The sequence below is a fragment of the Mycobacterium sp. genome, assembly GCF_039583785.1.
In the GTDB taxonomy this organism is placed as follows: domain Bacteria; phylum Actinomycetota; class Actinomycetes; order Mycobacteriales; family Mycobacteriaceae; genus Mycobacterium.
In genome coordinates, this window is record NZ_JAVKSG010000031.1 from 1 (window position 1) to 19,775 (window position 19,775).

Annotated in this window: 20 protein-coding genes; 5 read left to right on the forward strand and 15 right to left on the reverse strand. The window is 68.4% G+C overall.

Going from position 1 to position 19,775, the window contains the following annotated elements:
* The first annotated feature begins 292 nt into the window (after positions 1 to 292).
* Together ABDV69_RS11455 and ABDV69_RS11460 are read left to right on the forward strand one after the other, a co-directional pair.
* On the forward strand, positions 293 to 1,768 hold the full coding sequence (locus tag ABDV69_RS11455; RefSeq protein WP_343574315.1) for a glutamate--cysteine ligase: 1,476 nt from the start codon (positions 293 to 295) through the stop codon (positions 1,766 to 1,768).
* 29 nt (positions 1,769 to 1,797) lie between these two features.
* A complete protein-coding gene (locus ABDV69_RS11460; protein WP_343574317.1) occupies positions 1,798 to 2,475 on the forward strand; it encodes a class I SAM-dependent methyltransferase in 678 nt (225 codons plus the stop codon).
* 3 nt (positions 2,476 to 2,478) lie between these two features.
* Here ABDV69_RS11460 and egtE read toward each other — a convergent pair whose 3' ends face one another.
* The 12 genes from egtE to ABDV69_RS11520 all read right to left on the reverse strand — a co-directional run bounded on the left by egtE (position 2,479) and on the right by ABDV69_RS11520 (position 13,288).
* A complete protein-coding gene (egtE, locus tag ABDV69_RS11465) occupies positions 2,479 to 3,603 on the reverse strand; it encodes an ergothioneine biosynthesis PLP-dependent enzyme EgtE (protein WP_343574320.1) in 1,125 nt (374 codons plus the stop codon).
* Positions 3,600 to 4,565, reverse strand: a complete 966-nt coding sequence (gene egtD, locus ABDV69_RS11470) for an L-histidine N(alpha)-methyltransferase (protein WP_343574323.1) — start codon at positions 4,563 to 4,565, stop codon at positions 3,600 to 3,602. Before egtD ends, egtE begins: the two co-directional genes overlap by 4 nt.
* 2 nt (positions 4,566 to 4,567) lie before the next feature.
* Entirely contained in the window at positions 4,568 to 5,263 is a 696-nt protein-coding gene (gene egtC / locus ABDV69_RS11475) for an ergothioneine biosynthesis protein EgtC (RefSeq protein WP_343574325.1), read from the reverse strand.
* On the reverse strand, positions 5,263 to 6,564 hold the full coding sequence (gene egtB, locus ABDV69_RS11480; protein ID WP_343574327.1) for an ergothioneine biosynthesis protein EgtB: 1,302 nt from the start codon (positions 6,562 to 6,564) through the stop codon (positions 5,263 to 5,265). Before egtB ends, egtC begins: the two co-directional genes overlap by 1 nt.
* Complete coding sequence (egtA, locus tag ABDV69_RS11485; RefSeq protein ID WP_343574329.1) at positions 6,561 to 7,838, reverse strand: ergothioneine biosynthesis glutamate--cysteine ligase EgtA; 1,278 nt, start codon at positions 7,836 to 7,838, stop codon at positions 6,561 to 6,563. The genes egtB and egtA overlap by 4 nt, the downstream gene beginning before the upstream one ends.
* 126 nt (positions 7,839 to 7,964) lie before the next feature.
* Complete coding sequence (locus ABDV69_RS11490) at positions 7,965 to 8,615, reverse strand: sensor domain-containing protein (protein WP_343574331.1); 651 nt, start codon at positions 8,613 to 8,615, stop codon at positions 7,965 to 7,967.
* An 8-nt stretch (positions 8,616 to 8,623) separates the two neighbouring features.
* Positions 8,624 to 9,046: a hypothetical protein gene (locus ABDV69_RS11495; protein WP_343574333.1), complete on the reverse strand. Its 423-nt coding sequence runs from the start codon at positions 9,044 to 9,046 to the stop codon at positions 8,624 to 8,626.
* Between the two features lie 90 nt (positions 9,047 to 9,136).
* Positions 9,137 to 9,295: a hypothetical protein gene (locus tag ABDV69_RS11500; protein WP_343574336.1), complete on the reverse strand. Its 159-nt coding sequence runs from the start codon at positions 9,293 to 9,295 to the stop codon at positions 9,137 to 9,139.
* A 115-nt stretch (positions 9,296 to 9,410) separates the two neighbouring features.
* Entirely contained in the window at positions 9,411 to 9,749 is a 339-nt protein-coding gene (locus tag ABDV69_RS11505; protein ID WP_343574337.1) for a hypothetical protein, read from the reverse strand.
* Between the two features lie 82 nt (positions 9,750 to 9,831).
* Complete coding sequence (locus ABDV69_RS11510; protein WP_343574340.1) at positions 9,832 to 10,887, reverse strand: DUF4185 domain-containing protein; 1,056 nt, start codon at positions 10,885 to 10,887, stop codon at positions 9,832 to 9,834.
* A gap of 94 nt (positions 10,888 to 10,981) precedes the next feature.
* Entirely contained in the window at positions 10,982 to 12,022 is a 1,041-nt protein-coding gene (locus tag ABDV69_RS11515; protein ID WP_343574343.1) for an aspartate-semialdehyde dehydrogenase, read from the reverse strand.
* Positions 12,023 to 13,288: an aspartate kinase gene (locus tag ABDV69_RS11520; RefSeq protein ID WP_343574345.1), complete on the reverse strand. Its 1,266-nt coding sequence runs from the start codon at positions 13,286 to 13,288 to the stop codon at positions 12,023 to 12,025.
* Between the two features lie 326 nt (positions 13,289 to 13,614).
* On the opposite strand from ABDV69_RS11520, the gene leuA reads away from it, so the two are divergent.
* On the forward strand, positions 13,615 to 15,447 hold the full coding sequence (gene leuA, locus ABDV69_RS11525) for a 2-isopropylmalate synthase (RefSeq protein WP_343574347.1): 1,833 nt from the start codon (positions 13,615 to 13,617) through the stop codon (positions 15,445 to 15,447).
* A gap of 18 nt (positions 15,448 to 15,465) precedes the next feature.
* Here the strand turns inward: leuA and ABDV69_RS11530 are convergent, their stop codons facing one another.
* The gene (locus tag ABDV69_RS11530; RefSeq protein ID WP_343574350.1) at positions 15,466 to 16,479 is read right to left on the reverse strand and encodes a DEDDh family exonuclease; all 1,014 of its coding nucleotides are present in this window, start codon (positions 16,477 to 16,479) and stop codon (positions 15,466 to 15,468) included.
* Positions 16,480 to 16,665: 186 nt separating this feature from the next.
* On the opposite strand from ABDV69_RS11530, the gene ABDV69_RS11535 reads away from it, so the two are divergent.
* Together ABDV69_RS11535 and ABDV69_RS11540 are read left to right on the forward strand one after the other, a co-directional pair.
* The gene (locus ABDV69_RS11535; protein WP_343574352.1) at positions 16,666 to 17,907 is read left to right on the forward strand and encodes a Mur ligase family protein; all 1,242 of its coding nucleotides are present in this window, start codon (positions 16,666 to 16,668) and stop codon (positions 17,905 to 17,907) included.
* Positions 17,900 to 18,616: a type 1 glutamine amidotransferase gene (locus ABDV69_RS11540; RefSeq protein ID WP_343574353.1), complete on the forward strand. Its 717-nt coding sequence runs from the start codon at positions 17,900 to 17,902 to the stop codon at positions 18,614 to 18,616. Before ABDV69_RS11535 ends, ABDV69_RS11540 begins: the two co-directional genes overlap by 8 nt.
* A 219-nt stretch (positions 18,617 to 18,835) precedes the next feature.
* Here ABDV69_RS11540 and recR read toward each other — a convergent pair whose 3' ends face one another.
* Positions 18,836 to 19,447 carry a recombination mediator RecR gene (gene recR / locus ABDV69_RS11545; protein ID WP_343574355.1) on the reverse strand — a complete coding sequence of 204 codons (612 nt, stop codon included), beginning with the start codon at positions 19,445 to 19,447 and terminating at the stop codon, positions 18,836 to 18,838.
* The gene (locus tag ABDV69_RS11550; protein ID WP_343574359.1) at positions 19,440 to 19,766 is read right to left on the reverse strand and encodes a YbaB/EbfC family nucleoid-associated protein; all 327 of its coding nucleotides are present in this window, start codon (positions 19,764 to 19,766) and stop codon (positions 19,440 to 19,442) included. Before ABDV69_RS11550 ends, recR begins: the two co-directional genes overlap by 8 nt.
* Positions 19,767 to 19,775: the final 9 nt, after the last annotated feature.

Consider the following 19,775-nt stretch of genomic DNA (forward strand, 5'->3'; position numbering starts at 1 on the left):
GTGTACGGCCCGATGGTCGTCAAGTTGTCGGCGCTCGCGACGGGGCTGGCGAGAAGCGCGATGAGCCCAGACGCCAGCAGTGCGCCCAAGGCGACACCGGCGGTGTGGCGGCGGTTGCTTCTCATTCGCATACCCTTAACTCTGCTGTGAACGACCTAAGACTAGGCTGAGATTGTTTCAGTGCGGCTGCGGACGCGTCAATCGCACGTTGCGTGATGTCACTCAACGGCCACCTGGTGTTAGTGCCGGAAATCTATTGCGCGGGCGCATCCGACGAGGTTGCATCGGCGTAGTGGGCGAAGAGGTCAAGCGGACTACCTACCAACGCGTCGACCGGCAGGAGTACCGGCGCAAGGTGCAACTGTGCCTGGACGTCTTCGAGACCATGCTTGCCCGATACAGCTTCGAGAGCGACCGCCCGCTGACCGGGATGGAAATCGAATGCAACCTGGTGGACGACGCTTACCAACCGGCGATGATCAACCAGCACGTGCTCGCCGCCATCGCCGACCCGGCATACCAGACCGAATTAGGCGCTTACAACATCGAATTCAATGTGCCGCCCCGGGCGCTGGGCGGCCACACCAGCGTGCAGTTGGAAGACGAAGTGCGGGCAAGTCTTAATGCCGCCGAGACCAAGGCCAATGCCGACGGCGCCCACATCGTGATGATCGGGATCCTGCCGACGCTGATGCCCGAACACCTGGCCAGCGACTGGATGAGCCAGTCGGCCCGATACGCCGCGCTCAACGAATCCATCTCCAATGCGCGCGGCGAGGACATTCACATCGACATCGACGGACCGGAGCCGCTGGCCCTGACTTCGGCAGACATCGCGCCCGAATCCGCCTGCACCAGTATGCAGTTGCACCTGCAGGTTTCGCCGGACAATTTCGCCGCGAACTGGAACGCCGCGCAGGTGCTGGCCGGTCCGCAGTTGGCGCTCGGCGCCAACTCACCGTTCTTCTTCGGCCATCAGCTGTGGGCCGAAACCCGCATCGAGTTGTTCGCGCAGTCCACCGACACCCGGCCCGACAAGTTGATCACCCGGGGCGTGCGGCCCCGGGTGTGGTTCGGCGAGCGGTGGGTCACGTCGATCATCGATCTCTTCGAGGAGAACGTGCGTTACTTCCCGTCGTTGTTGCCGGAGGTGTCCGATGAGGATCCCGCCGCCGAACTCGCTGCAGGCCGCACCCCTCATCTGGCCGAGCTGCGCCTGCACAACGGCACGGTTTACCGGTGGAACCGGCCGGTGTACGACGTCGTCGCCGGCAAGCCGCATCTGCGGGTGGAGAACCGCGTGCTGCCGGCCGGTCCGACGGTGATCGACATGCTGGCCAACGCGGCGTTCTACTACGGCATGCTACGCACGTTGTCGGAACAGGACCGCCCGGTCTGGACGAAGATGGAATTTGCTGCTGCACAACGCAATTTCGTCGAGTCGGCTCGCCACGGCATGCAAGCGCAGTTGGCTTGGCCCGGACTCGGCACGGTCAGCACCGAGGAGCTGGTGGTCGACGAATTGCTGCCGATGGCGTTCGAAGGACTGGACCGATGGGGTGTCGCCGCCGAGGTGCGTGACCGGTTGCTCGGCGTGATCGAAGGCCGCGCCCGCACCGGCCGCAACGGCGCGACGTGGCAGGTGTCCACGGTGCGAGCACTGGAAAACCGCGGTCTGACCCGGCCCGCGGCGCTGGCCGAGATGCTGCGCCGGTACTGCGCCCACATGCACAGCAACGAGCCCGTCCACAGCTGGGCCAATCCATAACTAACAGGGCCCGGAGTAGGTTGGAACACATGGCAAATGAGGTAATGGACTGGGACAGCGCATACCGCCAGGAGACCGGCTTCGACGGCCCACCACCCTGGAACATCGGTGAGCCACAGCCGGAGCTGGCCGCGCTGGCGGCAGCCGGGAAATTCCGCAGCGATGTGCTCGACGCGGGATGCGGCTACGCGGAGCTGTCGCTTGCCCTGGCCGCCGACGGCTACACCGTGCACGGGGTCGACCTCACGCCCACCGCGGTCGCCGCCGCCACCAAGGCCGCCGAGCAGCGCGGGCTGGTCAGCGCCACCTTCGAGCAGGCCGACATCACCACGTTGGGCGGCCACGACGGCCGCTTCCACACCGTCGTCGACAGCACGCTGTTCCATTCGCTGCCGGTCCAGGGCCGCGACGACTACCTGCGGGCCGTTCACCGGGCGGCGGCCGACGGCGCCGGCTACTTCGTGCTGGTGTTCGCCAAGGGCGCGTTCCCCACCGAATGGGAGCAGAAGCCGAACGAGGTCGACGAGGCCGAACTACGCGACGCGGTCGGCAAGCACTGGCAGATCGATGAGATCCGCCCGGCGTACATTCACGCCAATACTCCACCGGCGCCGCAGGATTCCAATGTTCCGATGCCCGAGCACGAGCGCGACGAGAAGGGCCGGATGAAACTGCCGGCGTATCTGCTCAGCGCGCACAAAGTCTGAGCGTCACCGGAGGGCCGCGGTCGCGTCGGCGAGTGCCGCAGCGAACGTCGTCAGATCGTCGGTGGTGGTGTCGACGTGCGGGGAGATCCGCAGCACCGGGGCGGTCAACTCCAGCGGCGCACGGTCAACCGCGACGGCCGTCGTCACGATGCGGCATTCGGTGATCAGCCACTCGCGGATTTCCTGCGGGTCAGCGCCGTCGAGCGGGGCCAGCGTCGTAATCGCACTGGGCTCGTCTACCGTCTCGACCACTCGCCATCCCGGCACCTCGGCCAGCGCAGTCCTGCTGGCTCGGCCGACCTCGGCCAGCCGGGCCCGCACGGCGACTGGATCCGCTGCCATGTGTTCGCCGACCGCAACCGAAAACCCCACTCGGGCAGCCACATTGGCTTCGCCGAGCTCGAGTCGGTCGGCGACCGACAACGACCCCACCCACTCCTTCGGCTGCAGCCGCTGGGCCAGCGTCGGCCGCATCGCCAACGCGCCGACACCGCGCGGGCCGGCCAGCCATTTGCGCGACGACGCGTACACGGCGTCGGCGCCCACCGCGCAGTCGACCTGCCCGAGCGCCTGAGCGGCGTCGACGATCAGCGGCACACTCAACTCGCGGCATAGTTGTGTCACCTCGCGCAGCGGCTGCACCACGCCGCGATGGCTGGCGACGGCGGTCAGGTGGACCAGGTCCGGCGGATCGGCGGCCAGGTTGATCGCCGCCTCGCGCACCGCGACCCGCCCCTCGTCGTCCGTCGGCAACGTCGTGCGGTCGAAGCCGTGCACGGCCATCAACGCCAGGTTCGGCCCGTACTCGCCGGGCAGGCAGGCCAGCGTCCGGCCGCCGGGCGGCCAACTGGACAGCAGCAGACCCAGCGCGTGCTGCGACCCGGTGGTGAACACCACCTGCGCGTCGGGCATGCCGGTCAGCGCGGCGACCGCGGCCCGCCCCGCCTCGAGTACCGGGCGGGCCGCCTCGGCCGCGACGTACCCGCCCACCTCGGCTTCATGCCGGGCGTGCCGGGCGGCCGTGTCCAGTGCCGCGAAACTCTGCCGCGAGCAGGCGGCGCTGTCCAGATGCAGCCCGGCCACCGGTGGCCGGGCGGCCCGCCAGGCCTCGGCCAGGCTGGTGCTCACTTGACCGACAACGACAACCCGAAATCACCGTCGCCGTCGGTCCACCACTGGGTGAGCCGCAGGCCCGCCTGAGCCAGTTCGTCGGGTACGACGTCGGCCCGGAATTTGCACGACACCTCGGTGAGTACCTGTTCGCCGGCCTCGAACTCGACCGTCAGACTCAGCGCGCCGATGCCCACCCGCTGCGCCCGCTCGGACCGCAGCCACATCTCCATCCGCTCCTCGGCCGGATTCCAGCTGGCGACGTGCCGAAACGCGTCCACGTCAAAGTCCGCGTTGAGTTCCCGGTTGATCACCGCCAGCACGTTGCGGTTGAACTGGGCCGTCACTCCGGCGGCATCGTCGTAGGCGGCCACCAGCCTGCTGGGGTCCTTGACCAGGTCGGTTCCCAGCAGCAAGCTGTCACCGGGTTGCAGCGTGTCAGCCAGCCCGGCCAGCAATTCCGCACGCGCGCCGGGCTCCAGGTTGCCGATCGTCGACCCCAGGAACACGAACAGTCGCCGGCCGCCGCCCGGGATCTTGGCCAGGTGCTCCTCGAAATCGCCGCAGACAGCGGCAATTTCGATACCGGGGTACTCGTGCTGGATGGCTTTCGCAGCCAGCGTCAGCATGCTGGCGTCGACGTCGAACGGGATGAAGCGGCGAAGGGCACCGCGTTGGCGCAGCGCGTCGAGCAGCACCCGGGTCTTCTCCGACGTCCCGCTGCCCAACTCGACCAGCGTGTCGGCACCGGTGACCGATGCGATCTGCGCGGCCCGGGCGCGCAGGATCTCCGCCTCGGCGCGGGTGGGATAGTACTCCGGCAGCCGGGTGATCTGGTCGAACAGGTCGCTGCCTACTGAGTCGTAGAACCACTTGGGCGGCAGGGATTTCGGCACACTCTGCAATCCCGCCCGGACATCACGGCACAGCGCCTCGGAGGCCGAGTCGGCGGCCAGGTGGTTGGACAACGTCAGCGTCATCACTATCCCTTCGTTGGGTTCAGCGCGGTCATGGTCACCTGCTCCGCAGTGACCTCGATGAGGTGGCGATCGGGGACGTCCTCCCAGCCTGGCTGGTCGTCATAGGGCTCGCTGGCCAGCACCACGCCGTCGCCTCGACGCAGAATCGACAGAGTGTCCCCCCAGGTGGTGGCAAGCAGTCGAGAACCGTTGGCCGCCATAATGTTCAGTCGTGCACTCGGGTCGGCGGCGCCCACCTCAGCGATCGTCTGGGCCAACGCATCGAGTCCGCGCTTGAATATCGTAGCAGCGAGAACCGCGCTATCACAGGTGGATTCGGCTGCCGCGATGAGCGGCAGCACATCGCGATCGACGACCCCGTTGTGCGACAGCAGCCACTGACCGTCGGTGAACGGCGCCGTCGCACTGGCTTCGATCGGCATCCCGACAGTAGCGCAACGCACCGCGGCAACCACGCAGTGACTGCGCAGCGCCGGTGCGATGGAATCGAACGAGACATCTCCCCACAGCGGGGCGGCGCTGCGCCAGCGCCGCGGCGTCGCGCCGTCGAAAAAGCCCACGCCCCAACCGTCGGCATTCATCAACCCGTGCTTTTGCCGGCGTGGCGCGTACGACTGCACCCGAAGGCCCTGCGCGGGGTCGAGCACCAGCGAGGAGATCGCGGTTTCGCGTCCCAGCCAGCCGAGATGACGGCACATCAGGGGCGGCCCCCCGCAGTGTCGGCGGACCACGCGAGCCGGACGCCGGCGAAGATCTGCCGGCGGTACGGGTGATCCCAGTTGCGAAAGCTGGGCCGCACGATGCCCGACTCTACCGCCCACGACCCGCCGCGCAGCACCCGGTAGTCCCCGCCGAAGAACGGCGTTGAATAGCGTTGGTAGATCATCGGTGTGAAGCCCGGCCAGGGCTCGAGCGCGCAGCTGGTCCACTCCCAGACGTCGCCGAGCATCTGCTCGACTCCGTATGCTGACGCTCCGCCGGGATACGCGCCGACGGGCGCCGGGCGCAGTGCCTCGCCCCCGAGGTTGGCGTGCGTCGACGACGGCTCATCGGCTCCCCACGGGTAGCGCCGGCGCGCGTTCAGCCGGGGGTGCCACGCGCAGGCCTTCTCCCACTCACGCTCGGTGGGCAGCCGGGCGCCGGCCCAGGCCGCGTAGGCCTCGGCTTCGAAATAGCTGACGTGCTGGACGGGTTCGTCGGCGGGGATGTCCTCGACATGGCCGAACCGGGTGCGGGTCTGCCCGTCGGCGCTCCAGAACTGCGGCGCGGTCAGGCCCGCGGTTTCGCGGTGCTGCCAACCGCGCGCCGACCACCACCGCCGTTGCGCGTACCCGCCGTCGTCGATGAACTGCCGCCACTCGCCGTTGGTGACCGGAACCCGGCCGATGCGGAACGTCGGCACGTCGACAACGTGCGCGGGCCGCTCGTTGTCCAGCGAGAACGGCTCGTCGACCCCGTCGACGCCGAGAACGAACGGTCCGCCGGGTATCTCGACCGACGTTCCGGCAAGCCCGGCCCGGCCGGCCGGCAGCGCGCGTGCCGCCTGCAACAGCGCCGGACCGGCCCGCAGGTTCAGCGCCTGCAGCATGGTCTCGTCGTGCTGGTTTTCGTGGCTGACCACCAGGCCGTAGACGAAGTTCTGCTCGGGTTCGTCGGGGAGCCGGTCCAGCGCGTCGAGTGCAGCCGTGCGCACCGTCCGGCAGTAGCTGCGGGCCTGATCCGGGGACAGCAACGGCAGGTCGACGCGGCTGGCGCGGGAGTGCGCGAACGCGTCGTACAGGCTCTGCACGGCACCGGACAGAATCCCCGGCCGGTCCGGGTGGCCGCCGCGCAGCAGCCACAGTTCTTCCTGCTGCCCGATATGCGCCAAATCCCACACCAACGGGCTCATCAACGGGTGGTACTGGCGCCGCAGCTCCGCATCGTCGAAATCGACCAGCCGCAGGGTTCGCCTCCGCGCCCGCTGCATATCGCGGACCAGCGTTTCGCGTGACGTCACTGCTCACCTGACGCGAGCGCGGTGACGGTGGCCGCGATGCCGCTGTCGATCACCCGGTCGGCAAAGTCGTCGGCCGGGCAGCGGCCCTGCGCTACCGCATCGGCAACGCGCCGCATTCCCTCGCCGAGCGCGGCGGGCGCGCGTTCCGCCGCGATGGTCACGCAACGGTTGGCGGCGCTGAAGATTCGCTGGTCGCCCAGACCGATCCGGGCGGCGGTGTCCCAGGCGGCGGCGACGGGCGCGACGGCTTCGGCGGCCAGGTCGGCGGCGACCGGGTCGTCGAGCAGGGTGGCGATCGTGAACACCACCGCCGGCCAGATATCGGCGGGGACGCTGTCCAGGTAGCGGATTTCGAGCCACTGCCGGGGCCGCACCGGCGGAAACAGTGTGGTCAGGTGGTATGCCAGGTCGTGGCGGGTGGGCCGGCGTCCGCCGAGCAGCTCGCGGCCGTCGGCCCAGTCGGCGAACGGCAGGTAACGGGTGACCGGTACCGGCTCGGGGCTGTGCACCAGCATCACCGGCGCCTTGAGCGCGTAGCGCGCCCAGTCGGTACCCGGGTCTTCGCCGCTGGCGGTCAGGATGGGTCCGCAGCGGGCCGAATCGAGCTGACTCCACACCCGCTGCCGGGTCGAGCGCCAGCCGGAGAACTTTCCGCCGAGCAGCGGCGAGTTGGCCGAGATCGCCACCATCACCGGCCCGAGCGCATGGGCCAACCGAACTCGGTCGGCCCAGCCGGCTTGCGGCCCGGCGTCGAGGTTGACCTGAACGGATGCGGTCGACGTCATCATCGCGGCACCCGCTGCACCGGTGTGGCTGGCCGTGAAGAACTGTTCCATCGCGCGATAGCGCGCTCCCGGGTTGACCCGCTTGGCCAGCCGCAGCGGATCGGCGCCCAACGCGACCAGGCCGAGGCCGGCGGCATCGAAAGCCGTGCGCAGCACGGCCTGGTCGCCGGCCATCGCAGCGATCGCGGCCGTCACCTCACGCGCCGGCGGGCCGGAGAGTTCCACGGCACCCCCGGGCTCGACAGTGACCACGCTGTCGCCCGGCATGGACGGCAGCGACTCCAGGACCGCGGTGATTTCATCCCAGGTCGGTCGGCGGTGCGGGTCGACCTGGTCGTAGCAGTGGGCCTCGATCTCCAGACCGACCCGACCCACCGGACCGTCGGCAAGACAGCCATCCGCGATGAGCTGCGCCGCGGCGGCGGCACTGGCAAATTCGCCGTCCGCCAGGCGTGCAGAATCCAGCTGCGACGCGACGGCAAACGCCATGATCGGAATCCCCTTCAGCCCTACACCAACGGTTCCAAGGGAACCCGAGTCCGCTGGCTGCGCGCGGCTACCCAACAATAGTCGCAAGTTTCATCGTCCAGGTGGCACCGACCTATTCCCGGGCGGCTACTGACCCAGCGCGTTCTGCATAGCGCCGGCCAGCACATTCACCGCCGGACCACCGTTGCCGGACTGACAGACTTTGGCTTGCAGCAGGACGTTTTCCCGCAACCGGGTCTGGGTGAAACATCGCCGGTCGGTCCCAACCTCCTGCTTGCTCCACGCCTCGTCGGCGGCGCCCGGCGGACCGCCGTCGAACGACCACACCTGGGTCGTGCCGTTGTCCAGGTGCATGGGCGTGGTCTGCCCGGAACAGCCGACGGTGCGGTCCACCACGCGATGGAACGCCGCACCGGCCGCGGCGCCGGTCGCGAACACCCCGACCGCCTGCTTGACGAAATGCGTCTGGTCGGTCGGCGACGTCTGCGTGCTGGCGCCGTTGAAAGACGCCAGATCCGGGTCGTCGTAGACCTCCGGCAACCCGATATCGGCCCAGTTGTTGCACACCGGGTTGTCGACAAAGTAGCCCTGGAACGGCTGGCTGAACAGCGACTCATCCCGCATCGGCCCGCCGACGATGTTGCCCACCGAACCCTTGCCCAAGACCGCGTAACTCACCACGCCGGGATCCGATGGCCGCGCCGATGCGACCGGCGTGCTCAATGCGACCGCGAGACAACCGAATGCCGATACGGCCGCAGCGACGCACCTGGTCACAGTTGCAGCTACGGCGTGTAGGTCGGCGCTGGTGGCGGGGGCTCTTCGGGCCCGCCGGGCCCTCCGTGACCACCCGGCCCACCCGGTCCACCCGGTCCCATGCCCGGTCCCCACGGACCCCACGGGCCTGGACCGGGGGGGAAAGGCCCGCCCGGGAAGATGACATACGGCGGCGGGCCGTCCAGGCCACCCGGCGCGTTCGGCCCGAACACCCCGTGATGATGCGGGCGATACTGCGGGCCGTGCCCGGTGAGCTCGGCACCGGCGAAAAAGACGACCGCCAGAACGAACACGGTGCCCGCCACAATCACCACCCACGCCGCGGCCTGGTAAAGCCGGGCGTGCCGGGCGGCGGGCGGGAACGCGGCGGGGTATGCGGCCGGCGGCGGGCCCGCAGGCGGCTGAATCGGGGGTTCGGGTGGTTGGGTCATCTGTCGATCATGCCCAGGCATGGTCGGACCATCAACCAGCGGCGCGCGCGAGTCGCCGAGATCAACTCGTGTGCCACCTCGCCGGGCGCTCTAATAACCGAGCATCCAGGCGAATTTCAGGATGACGACGGCAATCAGCGTGACGCCGGCGACGATCGCCACCCACGCCGCTGCCTGGTAGAGCCTTTCGGAGTGCGGCGCCGGCGCGACGGGCGGCGGCGGGGTCGACGGCCCGGAAATCTCACTCATATCCGCATAATGCCTCAGCTCAGTGCTGTGCGCGACCAGTCCGTTACGGAGTCGGATACCCGCAATAGAGAGCCCGGCGCCCCATCGGGGACGCCGGGCTGGTGGAAATCGGCGGCTACGGTTGCGCCGGAGCCAACGACGGAGTGACCGATTCAGGCATGTGCGACGGTCCCGGACCACCGAACCCGGGGTGGAATCCGGCGCCCCGGTGGTGTTCTTGCGGGCCCTCCTGCATCATCGGATTCTGGTGCCATCCGTGGTGGTGGCATTTGTGATGACCCAGGTGGGCGACCTTGAAGCCGGCAAAGAAGACGCTCAAGACGATGAACACAATGCCTGCGACGATTCCGACCCAGGCCGCGAATCGATAGAGCCAATAGGGTTTGACGGCCGCTGGCGCCGGCTCCGTGGCGACTGTGGTCGGTGTTGTCGGGGTGTCCGGTGTTTCGCTCATACCTGAAAGGATGCGGTAGGTACCGATAGGCCACGCTGGGTAGAACTTATGGAACCGCTATGAGACGCGGCCCGGGCGCGTATCAGTGCTCTTCCGACCAGGGTTTGAACGGGTTGACGGCGAACTGAATCACCCGGTATGGCGAGCGGGCCCGGGCGTCGGAGTTGTGCCACTGGCTGACGAACACCCGCACCTCGTCCAACGTCGACCCGGGCGAGATGTAGCCGCCGTACGGCTGCGCCAAGCGGTTGTCGTGCGGCGGCGGAAGGCTTTCGGCGGGCTCGGGCCAATCGTCGTGTTGGACAACGGTGGTGACCGGCGCACTGCCCAGCGACATCGGATCGTCGGCCACTCGCACTTCCATATTCCCGGTGCTGGAGTTGAAATACGACAACACCGACTTACCGTCGATCTGAGTCATGCTGATTTCGCCGGCCATGTCCCCCCACAGCGGGGCCGGCGGTTTGCCCCAGCCGCCGTCCGGACCGGGCGCCCAGCCCTGCCAGCGGGATCGGTCGCCGAAGTTCTCCGGCGCGACGCGGTACAGCACCATCGGCCGGCTACGGTCGAAGTTGTCGGCGACGATGTACACCCAGCCGGTCTGCGACGCGTCCGTCGGTATCGGGTCGTAGTAGCCGCTGATTTGTGACTGCTCACCGTCGGCATAGTCCGCATCGCGGACCGACCCCGGAACGGTCTGCCAAAGCCCTTGCGCCGGTTCGGCTTTCACCAGTCGCGAGCTCTGCGGGACCAAGTCCTCGGTGGTGGTGATCAAGACGTAGTTCTGCCGGTTGATCTGCACGACACCGGCCGGAAGTTGCGCTGCACCGGACGGAGTGGGGTCGGCCAGCAGCGGTTCGGCGATGCCGGTGACCCCGGTGTATTTCACCCCGTCCGGATCGTCCACCGACGACGTGTCGACCCGCAGCGCGACCGGTGAGTAGTAGCCGCCGAATCCCACGCCCTGGCCGGCGAAGCTGTCGCCGCACACCTGCACGACATCGGTCGGAAATTCCAGGAACACGCACAGGTCGGTGGCGCCGATGCCATAGTCGCGGGTCGGCGTACCGGTGCCCGCGGCCGGGCCGATCCGGATCACCTCGCCAGGCGCCAGCGGCGGTAGCACGGGCTGCGGCATCGGGGCCGGCGGGTCGGCGTGTGCGGGCCAAAATCCTTGGCAAGCAAGCACACCTGCGGCTATGAGTGAGCGACGGACCAGGCTCACCCGCGGGTCACAGCTCGGCGGCGAGTAACTCGGCGATCTGAATAGTGTTCAAAGCCGCGCCTTTACGCAGGTTGTCGCCCGAGACGAACAGAGCCAGCCCGCGGCCGTCGGGTACACCTGGGTCCCGACGGATCCGGCCGACCAGCGACTCGTCGACACCGGCGGCAGCCAGCGGCGTAGGCACGTCGACCAGCTTCACCCCCGGCGCGCCGGCAAGGATCTCGCGGGCACGCTCGGGCGAAAGCGGTTGGGCGAACTCGGCATTGATCGCCAGCGAGTGACCGGTGAACACCGGCACCCGCACGCAGGTGCCGCTGACCAGCAGGTCCGGAATGCCCAGGATCTTGCGGCTCTCGTAGCGCAGTTTCTGGTCTTCGTCGGTCTCGCCGGAGCCGTCGTCGACCAGCTTGCCGGCCAGCGGAACCACGTTGAACGCGATCGGCGCGACGTAGGCCTTCGGCTCGGGAAATTGCAGGGCGCTGCCGGGGAAGACACCGTGCACCAACTGCTCGGCATCGTCGATGACGGCGCGGGCCTGCTCGGCCAACTCGGCCACCCCGGCCAGGCCGGTGCCGGACACGGCCTGATAGCTCGACACCACCAAGCGGACCAGCTGAGCCTCGTCATGCAGAACCTTGAGCACCGGCATCGCGGCCATCGTGGTGCAGTTCGGGTTGGCGATGATGCCTTTCGGCCGGTTCTTCGCGTCGGCGAAGTTGACCTCGGAGACCACCAGCGGCACCTGGTCGTCCCTGCGCCAGGCCGACGAGTTGTCGATCACGGTCACCCCGGCCGCCGCGAACCGCGGCGCCTGCACCCGCGACATCGTCGCGCCCGCGGAGAACAACGCGATATCCAGACCGGTCGGGTCGGCGGTCTCGGCGTCCTCGACCTCGATCTCCTGGCCGCGGAATTCCAGCTTGCGGCCCTGCGATCGGGCCGAGGCGAAAAACCGCACGTCGGAGGCCGGGAAATCCCGCTCGTCGAGCAGCCTACGCATCACCTGGCCGACCTGGCCGGTAGCGCCCACGACCCCGATAGCAACCATCTAACGTCCCGTCCCCGCGTACACCGTGGCCTCGTCGGCACCGCCGAGGCCGAATGCTTCGTGCAACGCGACCACGGCCTTGTCGAGTTCGGTGTCCCGGCACAGCACCGAGATCCGGATTTCCGAGGTGGAGATCAGGTCGATGTTGACGCCGACCTGGGCCAGCGCCTCGCAGAACGTGGCGGTGACCCCGGGGTGGCTGCGCATCCCCGCGCCGATCAGCGACACCTTGCCGATGTGGTCGTCGTACAGCACTTGGCTGAACCCGATTTCGGTCTTCATCGCGTCCAGCTTGGCCACCGCGGCCGGGCCGGCGTCGCGGGGGCAGGTGAAGGTGATGTCGGTCTTGCCGTTCTCGACCTTGGAGACGTTCTGCAACACCATGTCGATGTTGACGTCGGCGTCGGCGACGGCGCGGAAGATCTTCGCGGCATAGCCCGGGTGGTCGGGGATGCCGACGACGGTCACCTTGGCCTCGCTGCGGTCGTGGGCGACGCCGGTCAGGATGGGCTCTTCCATGGGTATGTCCTCGATCGATCCGGTGACGACGGTGCCGGGCTTGTCCGAGTACGACGATCGGACGTGCACCGGGATGTTGTAGCGGCGGGCGTATTCCACGCAGCGAAGCATCAGCACTTTCGCTCCGCAGGCGGCCATTTCGAGCATCTCCTCGAAGGTGACCGTGTCCAGCCGCCGGGCATTGGGCACGATCCGCGGGTCGGCGCTGAAGATGCCGTCCACGTCGGTGTAGATCTCGCAGACGTCGGCGCCCAATGCGGCGGCCAGCGCGACCGCGGTGGTGTCGGAGCCGCCGCGGCCCAGCGTGGTGACGTCCCGGGTGTCCTGGCTGACCCCTTGGAACCCGGCCACCAGCACGATCCGGCCCTCGTCCAGGGCGGCCCGCAGCCGGGTCGGGGTGACGTCGATGATCTTGGCCTTGCCGTGCGCGCCGGTGGTGATGACGCCGGCCTGCGATCCGGTGAACGAGCGGGCCTGCGCGCCCAGCGACTCGATGGCCATCGCGACCAGCGCGTTCGAGATGCGCTCACCGGCGGTCAGCAGCATGTCCAGTTCGCGGGCCGGCGGGGCCGGGCACACCTGTTGGGCCAGATCCAGCAGGTGGTCGGTGGTGTCGCCCATCGCGGAGACCACCACGACGACGTCGTTGCCCTGCTTTTTGGCCTCGACGATGCGTTCGGCGACGCGACGGATCCGGTCGGCGTCGGCCACCGACGATCCGCCGTATTTCTGCACGACGAGCGCCACTGTTGCTCTCTCGGGTTCACGGGCTGGCATCTGATAGGTCGACAGACAGAATACGTGTGACGGCGTCGTCTTTTTACCGCCGACCGACTCGGCAACGCCGGCGCCGGCGTCGCGTCGGACACGCAGCGGAACCGGCCTACGCGGAAAGAGGGGTTTTGGACAACCACGCCGGCGCGGTAAAGTAGGCGGCGTGCAGCGGGTGCTCCTTCTCGGACGCCGCGACGGGGCCTGATCCAGACCGGCTTCCTGTCGCGGGACTTTGCGATTCGCCGGTCTAAGAATCTTTGAGGCAAGTCAGCCTCTCCTCATTCCCCGGAGCAATCACCGTGACTGAAAATTCCAGCTTCCCGCAATCCTATTCGGCCGAATCCCCCGACGCATTCACCTCCAGTCGAACCATCGTCAAACCGGCGGGCCCCCCCAATCCCGGTCAGCCCGCCTGGAACACCCAGCGCGGATCCTCGATGCCGGTCAACCGGTACCGACCATTCGCCGACGAGGTCGAGCCGATCCGGCTGGCCGACCGCACCTGGCCCGACCGGGTCATCGACCGAGCCCCGCAGTGGTGCGCGGTCGACCTGCGGGACGGCAACCAGGCACTGATCGATCCGATGAGCCCGGCGCGCAAGCGCCGGATGTTCGACCTGTTGGTCCGCATGGGCTACAAGGAGATCGAGGTCGGCTTCCCGTCAGCCAGCCAGACCGACTTCGACTTCGTTCGCGAGATCATCACCGAGGGCGCGATTCCCGACGACGTGACGATCCAGGTGCTGACCCAGTGTCGGCCCGAACTGATCGAGCGGACCTTCCTGGCCTGCGAGGGCGTGCATCGTGCGATCGTGCACTTCTACAATTCGACATCAATCCTGCAGCGCCGGGTGGTGTTTCGGGCCGACCGTCCCGCGGTGCAGGCGATCGCCACCGACGGCGCCCGCAAGTGCGTCGAGCAGACCGCCAAATACCCCGGCACGCAATGGCGTTTCCAGTACTCGCCGGAGTCCTACACCGGCACCGAACTCGAATACGCCAAGCAGGTGTGCGACGCGGTCGGCGACATCATCGCGCCGACACCGGACAACCCGATGATCGTCAACCTGCCGGCCACCGTCGAGATGGCGACGCCGAACGTCTACGCCGACTCGATCGAGTGGATGAGCCGCAACCTGGCCAACCGGGAGTCCGTCATCCTGAGCCTGCACCCGCACAACGACCGCGGAACGGGCGTCGCCGCAGCCGAATTGGGATATCAGGCCGGGGCCGACCGGATCGAGGGCTGCCTGTTCGGTAACGGCGAGCGGACCGGCAACGTCTGCCTGGTGACGCTGGGGCTGAACCAGTTCTCCCGCGGCGTCGACCCGCAGATCGACTTCTCCAACATCGACGAGATCCGTCGCACGGTCGAGTACTGCAACCAGCTGCCGGTACCCGAACGTCACCCCTACGGCGGCGATCTCGTGTACACGGCGTTCTCCGGCAGCCACCAAGACGCGATCAACAAGGGCCTGGACGCGATGAAGGTTGCCGCGGACGCCGCCGACTCCGACGTCGACGACATGCTGTGGCAGGTGCCGTATCTGCCGATCGACCCGCGCGATGTCGGGCGCACCTACGAGGCGGTCATCCGGGTCAACTCGCAGTCCGGCAAGGGCGGGGTGGCCTACATCATGAAGGCCGACCACGGCCTGGCGCTGCCGCGGCGGCTGCAGATCGAGTTCAGCCAGGCGATCCAAAAGATCACCGACGGTGAGGGCGGGGAGGTCACGCCCAAGGAGATGTGGGACGCCTTCAACGACGAGTACATCGCGCCGATTCGGCCGCTGGAGCGGATGAAGCAGCGCGTCGACGCATCCGAAGAGGACCACGGCGTCACCCGGATTGCCGCGACGGTGAAGGTCGACGGCATCGAGACCGAGATCACCGGGTCGGGCAACGGCCCGCTTGCCGCGTTCGTCGACGCGCTGTCCACCATCGACGTCGACGTCGCCGTGCTGGACTACTCCGAGCACGCGATGAGCGGCGGCGAGGACGCCCAGGCCGCGGCCTACGTGGAAACCTCCATTGCCGGCAAGACGGTGTGGGGTGTCGGTATCGCGCCGTCGATCACCACCGCGTCGCTGCGTGCCGTGGTGTCGGCGGTCAACCGGGCCGCGCGCAACTGACGCAGGCCTTCAGCACGGTCAGAACAGCGCGAACTGCTCTCCGGCACAGGATGTCCCGACAGCGTCCTCGACACCGGTGCCGTCGACGACCGCCCCGACGTAGTCCATGAACGTCGCGTCGGACACCAGCGGCACCCCGAGCTCGTGAGCCAGGTAGCCCTTGCCCTGCACTGGGCGGACCTCGTTGCAGATCACCAGCGAGGTGTCCCGATCGACGTCGGCCGCATACGCCAGCCCGGCGTGCAGGATCCGCTCGACCAACTCCTCATGCGTCCGGGCGACTTCGGCCGCCAGTGCCACCCGCATGCCCTGCACCAGTGGGCCACCGCGGACGTAGGGCCCCGGGTTGCGGTACGGGCAGGCCATCCGGGAGGCCAGCACCTTCAACGGCCGAAGCTCCTCGTGGGTGACCTTCCCGCCGGGCCAGCGCCGCCGGGTGACCGGCCGCACCGGCAGCCAGACGTCGCGTTCCCGGGCCCGCCGCAGCGAGGCGGCCAGCACGTCGGTCAGCACGACCGCGTCGTCGAACGCGTCATGCGCCCGCCGCTGCGTCACACCCCAGTGCGCGGCCAGGGTTTCCAGACGCAGGTTGTCGGTGCCTAATTCCAGCCGACGGGCCAACTCGACCGTGCACATCACGCTGTCGATCGGCAGCTCGACGCCGACCAGTTCGGCTTCCGCGGTCAGGAACCCGTAGTCGAAGGCGGCATTGTGTGCGACCAGTGTCCGCCCGCGGACAAGCTCGACCACGTCAGCGACGATCTCGCTGAACTGAGGCTGGTCCTCCAGCATCTCGGCGGTCAGCCCGTGGATGTGGGTCGGGCCCGGGTCGACTCCCGGGTTGAGCAGGCTGACCACGGACTGCTCGACGGTGCCTTCGGCGTCCAGAGCCAGCACCGCCAGGCTGATGACGCGGGCGCTGCCCGGCTTGAAGCCTGAGGTCTCGACGTCGACCACCGCCCAGCCTGCACCCGCCTCGGTGACCGGCCGACCCCAGGGCGTTGCCGTTACCGCCCCCACACTGTCCCGCATGTACCCGAGGATTTCACGCCGAGCCGGCATCGCCGGGGCGCTGCGCCCCGTGTCGCGCGGCGGATCTGACCCGGATGACCCGCTGCGCTCGGGAAAGCACCGAGCTTGCGATCACCCTCGGCTGACCCGGATGACCCGCTGCGCTCGGGAAAGCACCGAGCTTGCGATCACCCTTAAACTCTCCGGGTGATCACCGCCCGCGGACGACTCGCCCTGGCCGCCGGCTCCGGCGCACGCTGGGCGTCCCGGGTGAGCGGCCGCGGGGCCGGCGCGATGATCGGCGGCCTGGTCGCGATGACCCTGGACCGGTCGATCCTGCGACAGCTCGGGACCGGCCGGCGCACGGTGGTCGTCACCGGCACCAACGGCAAGTCGACGACCACCCGGATGACCGCGGCAGCGCTGAGCACGCTCGGTGCCGTGGCCACCAACGCTGAAGGCGCGAACATGGACGCCGGTCTGGTGGCGGCGCTGGCCGCCGACCGGGAGGCCCCGCTGGCGGTGCTCGAGGTCGACGAGATGCATGTGCCGCACGTCTCCGACGCCGTCGAGCCCGGCGTGCTGATCCTGCTGAACCTGTCCCGCGATCAGCTGGACCGCGTCGGCGAGATCAACGTGATCGAGCGCAAGCTGCGGGCCGGGCTGGCCGCGCATCCGCAGGCGGTCGTGATCGCGAACTGTGACGACGTGCTGATGACCTCGGCCGCCTACGACCACGCTTACGTGGTCTGGGTCGCGGCGGGCGGCAGTTGGTCGGCCGACTCGGTGAGCTGCCCGCGCAGCGGCGAGGTGATCATCCGCGATCCGGGCCATTGGTATTCCACCGGCGCCGACTTCAAGCGGCCCAGCCCGCAGTGGTGGTTCGACGACGAAAAGCTCTACGGCCCAAATGGATTGGTGCTACCGATGCGACTCGCGCTGCCCGGCGCGGTAAATCGGGGCAACGCCGCGCAGGCAGTGGCCGCGGCGGTGGCGCTGGGCGCCGATCCGTCGGCCGCGGTGGCCGCGGTCGCCGGCGTCGACGAGGTCGCCGGGCGATACCGGACCATCCAGGTCGGCGCGCACACCGTGCGAATGTTGTTGGCCAAGAACCCCGCCGGTTGGCAGGAGGCGCTGTCGATGGTGAACAAGGACGCGGCCGGGGTGGTGATCGCGGTCAACGGGCAGGTGCCCGACGGCGAAGACCTGTCCTGGCTGTGGGACGTTCGCTTCGAGCGATTCCAGGAGCACGTCGAAAAGACTCCAGTCGTGGCTGCCGGCGAGCGCGGCACCGACCTGGCCGTGCGGTTGGGCTACGCCGACGTCAAGCACACCCTGGTGCACGACACCCTGGCGGCGATCTCGACGTGCCCGCCCGGCCCCGTCGAGGTGGTGGCCAACTACACGGCGTTCCTGCAGTTGCAGCGCAGACTGGCCCGTCATGGCTAGCGACGCTTCGACTTCAGCGGTCCGAATCGGCTTGGTGCTGCCCGACGTGATGGGCACCTACGGCGACGGCGGAAACGCCGCGGTGTTGCGACAGCGGCTGCGATTGCGGGGCATCGCCGCGCAGATCGTCGAGATCACGCTGGCCGACGCGGTGCCCGACAGCCTCGACCTGTACACCCTCGGCGGCGCCGAGGACTACGCGCAGCGGCTGGCCACCAAGCACCTGATCCGCTACCCGGGTCTGCAGCGCGCCGCGGGCCGCGGCGCGCCGGTGCTGGCGATCTGCGCGGCCATCCAGGTACTCGGGCACTGGTATGAAACGTCGGCGGGCGAGCGGGTCGACGGCGTCGGGCTGCTTGACCTGACCACGTCGCCGCAGCCGGCACGCACGATCGGCGAGCTGGTCACCTCGCCGCTGCTAACCGGCTTGACCGCGCCGCTAACCGGCTTTGAAAACCACCGCGGCGGAACAGTTCTCGGCGATGAAGCGGCTCCGCTGGGTGCGGTGAAGAAGGGTGCGGGCAACCGCTCGGGCGACGGCGTCGACGGCGCGGTGCAGGGCAGCGTGTTCACGACCTACATGCACGGGCCATGTTTGGCCCGCAATCCGGAGTTCGCCGATCTCCTGCTCGGCAAGGTGGTGGGCGAGTTGGCGCCGCTGGATCTGCCCGAGGTGGAGTTGCTGCGACGAGAACGCCTGCGGGCGTAGCTAGTTAGCGCTCGTCCCGCGGGGCTCTCCGCGGGTGCACTCTTTTTTTGTTTTGTCACCACATGCGGTATCACCAAGCCATTCGCCGGGCCGGGTGATATCGCATGTGAACACGTTTTGAAAATCGGAGAGGGGGCCGGACCCAGGTGTCAGAGTTACCGATGTGACTATCCGAACCTTGAACGACGGTACGTTTCGCGGGCTCAGGGCGTAGCGCTCTCAGGCCATCGCGCGGCGGCCGGTCAGCGCGCGGCCCAGGGTGAGCTCGTCGGCGAACTCTAGGTCGCCGCCCATCGGCAGCCCCGATGCGATCCGGCTCACGGTCAGACCGGGGATGTCGCGCAGCATGCGGACCAGGTAGGTGGCGGTCGCCTCGCCCTCGGTGTTCGGGTCGGTCGCGATGATCACCTCGGTGATGTCGACCCCGTCGACCTGCTCGCCGATCCGGTTCAGCAACTCGCGGATCCGCAGCTGGTCCGGCCCGACGCCGGACAGCGGATCCAGCGCCCCGCCCAGCACGTGGTAGCGCCCGCGGAATTCGCGGGTGCGCTCTACGGCCTGGATGTCCTTGGGCTCTTCGACGACGCAGACCTGGGTGCCGTCGCGGCGTGGGTCCGCGCAGATCCGGCAACGCTCGTCGTCGGAGACGTTGCCGCAGACGGCGCAGAACCGCACACCGTTGCGAACCTTGGCCAGCACCGCGGTGAGCCGGTCGATGTCCGGTGGCTCAACCGACAGCAGGTGAAATGCGATGCGCTGGGCGCTCTTCGGCCCGATACCCGGTAGCTTGCCGAGCTCGTCGATCAGATCCTGGACCGGTCCTTCAAACACCCAGTGCGCCGCCCATGCCACCGGCCAGCGGACCCAGCTGCTCCTGCGCCAGGTCGGCGACCTGTTGGGCGGCGTTGGCGAGTGCGCCGACGATCAGATCCTGCAGGGTCTCGACGTCGTCGGGGTCGACGACTTTGGGATCGATGTTCACCGCGACGACCTCGCCACTGCCCTTGACGGTGACCTTCACCAGGCCGCCGCCGGCTTCACCGTGCACCTGGGTGTCGATGAGTCGCTGCTGCGCAGCCATCAGTTGTGCCTGCATCTGCTGAGCCTGGGCTAGCAACGCCGACATGTCGGGCTGGCCTCCGGGTTGCATGACAATCCC